The sequence below is a fragment of the Komagataeibacter kakiaceti JCM 25156 genome (genome assembly GCF_000613305.1).
Genome location: NZ_BAIO01000464.1, coordinates 1 through 1,866, shown reverse-complemented (window position 1 = coordinate 1,866; position 1,866 = coordinate 1). Strand labels below are relative to the sequence as shown.

General features: G+C 64.8%; 1 protein-coding gene and 2 pseudogenes. 1 reads left to right on the top strand and 2 read right to left on the bottom strand.

Features of this window, described 5'->3' with window-relative positions; genetic code table 11:
- Positions 1–131: pseudogene (locus tag JCM25156_RS32710) on the bottom strand (SDR family NAD(P)-dependent oxidoreductase); the annotation flags it as partial.
- Positions 132–286: 155 nt separating this feature from the next.
- On the opposite strand from JCM25156_RS32710, the gene JCM25156_RS15345 reads away from it, so the two are divergent.
- Positions 287–1,561: a hypothetical protein gene (locus tag JCM25156_RS15345; protein ID WP_025813778.1), complete on the top strand. Its 1,275-nt coding sequence runs from the start codon at positions 287–289 to the stop codon at positions 1,559–1,561.
- Here JCM25156_RS15345 and JCM25156_RS25110 read toward each other — a convergent pair.
- Positions 1,452–1,866 (bottom strand): annotated as a pseudogene (locus tag JCM25156_RS25110) (thiamine-phosphate kinase); the annotation flags it as partial. The gene JCM25156_RS15345 and the pseudogene JCM25156_RS25110 sit on opposite strands and share 110 nt — an antisense overlap.

Below are 1,866 nucleotides of genomic sequence, written 5' to 3'. Positions count from 1 at the left end.
GCCCCCACAGCACCCAGGGGCCGCCCGCGCGCCGCGTACAGCAACGCCAGTTCCGCCCCGATGCCGCTCGATGCCCCGGTAATCAGCACATATGCACCTTCATCCGTGCGTGAACCGAGCTTTCCTGTCATTGTCTGTCTTCCTTTTCGGGGTCCTTCTGTGCCATCAGCACAGCAACAGAACGGATAACCGAATCAACCCTTTCAACCATACCTGCATAACCTGCCCCGTTCCGCCACGGAATGAAGGTCGATGCCGGTAATGTTCAGGATGCAACGAACCGGTCATGAACGAAACCGATCGTCTTACTATCATTCCCGTTTCCGGCTTTCGTCAGATGACCACCTTCATCCAGTTGCCCCGCCGCCTGTACGCCGGGCTGCCCGGTTATGCCCCCCCGCTGGACCTGACCCAGCGCGACCTGCTCACCCCACGCAAGAACTCCTTTTTCCGCACGGGGCGGGCGCAATATTTCCTGGCCATGCGCGGGGGCAAGGCGGTCGGGCGCATTTCCGCGCAGATCGACCCCATCTCCATGGCGCATTATGGCGAGCCCGTCGGTTTTTTCGGCGCGCTGGACGCCATTGATGACATGGCCGTCGTCTCCGCCCTGCTCGATGCCGCCGGCACCTGGCTGCGTCGCCACGGCATGAAACTCATGCGCGGCCCGCAGACGCTGGACAGCAATGGCGAGTTCGGAATGATGCTGTCCGGCCATTACGCCCTGCCGATGGTGGCCATGCCATGGCACCCGCAATGGCTGCCCGGCATGATGGAAGCCTGTGGCTGCACCAAGGCGCGCGACCTGCTGGCCTACCAGATGCGCACCGGCCCGGATGCGGAAGAGGCGCATCTCGTCCCCGCCTCCCTGCGCATTGGCGAAGGCAGGCTGGGCAACATCTCCACCCGTGGCCTGCGCCTGGACCGGATAGAGGAAGACGGCGAGATCCTGCGCACGCTGTATAACGACGCCTGGCGCAACAACTGGGGCTCGATCCCGCTGGCGCGTGAAGATGTCCAGTCCATGATCGTGGAACTCAGGCCGCTGCTCAAACCCGAGCATTTCGTCCTGATCGAACAGGCGGGCAAGCCGGTCTGCGTGGCGCTTGTGGTGCCCAATGTATTCGACATCTCGGCCGATCTCAATGGCGATCCCTCGCCGCTGGGCTGGCTCAAGCTGGGCAAGCGGCTGCTACGGCATGAATTCCATTCCGCGCGCGTGATCCTGCTGGGGGTAAGCTCCACGCTTGATGGCACGGCGCTGGGCGCGATCATGCCCGCCCTCGCCATTACCGAACTCATGAAACGTGGCCGCAGCCTGCCCTACCGCACGATCGAACTGGGCTGGGTGCTGGAAACCAACCTGCCCATGCGCCGCCTGATCGAACGCATCACCCCGCAGCCGTGCAAGCGCTACCGGTTTATGACAGATCGCTCGAATCCTGAACCTGCCCGCCCTCCGGCAGATGGCTCCAGCCACGCCGCGCAAGGGGCATCTCCCGTCCGTTTTCATCCACTACCCGCACGCCGCTGCCCGCCACCACCTGCCCGATGCGGGTGACGGCCACATCCCGCCGCGCGGCATGATGCTGTAATTCCGCTTCCCGCGCGGGGGGCACGGCCAGCAGCAGTTCGTAGTCATCCCCGCCCGAAAGGCAGCGCGCCAGCCAGTGCGGCCCCAATGCGCGCACGGCAGGTGAAAGCGGGACCAGACCGGCATGCAGCACCGCGCCCACACCGCTCTCGCGCGCCATATGGCCAGATCCTGCACCAGCCCATCGGACACATCCATACCGGCCGAGGCAATCCCCCCAAGGGCCAGACCCAGCCGGGGCCGGGGCAACTGGTACCGGCTGGCCAGGAACC

Bases quoted from the DNA above. Each gene is read 5' to 3' on its own strand.
- JCM25156_RS15345 (WP_025813778.1), top strand. From the start codon at position 287: ATGAACGAAACCGATCGTCTTACTATCATTCCCGTTTCCGGCTTTCGT.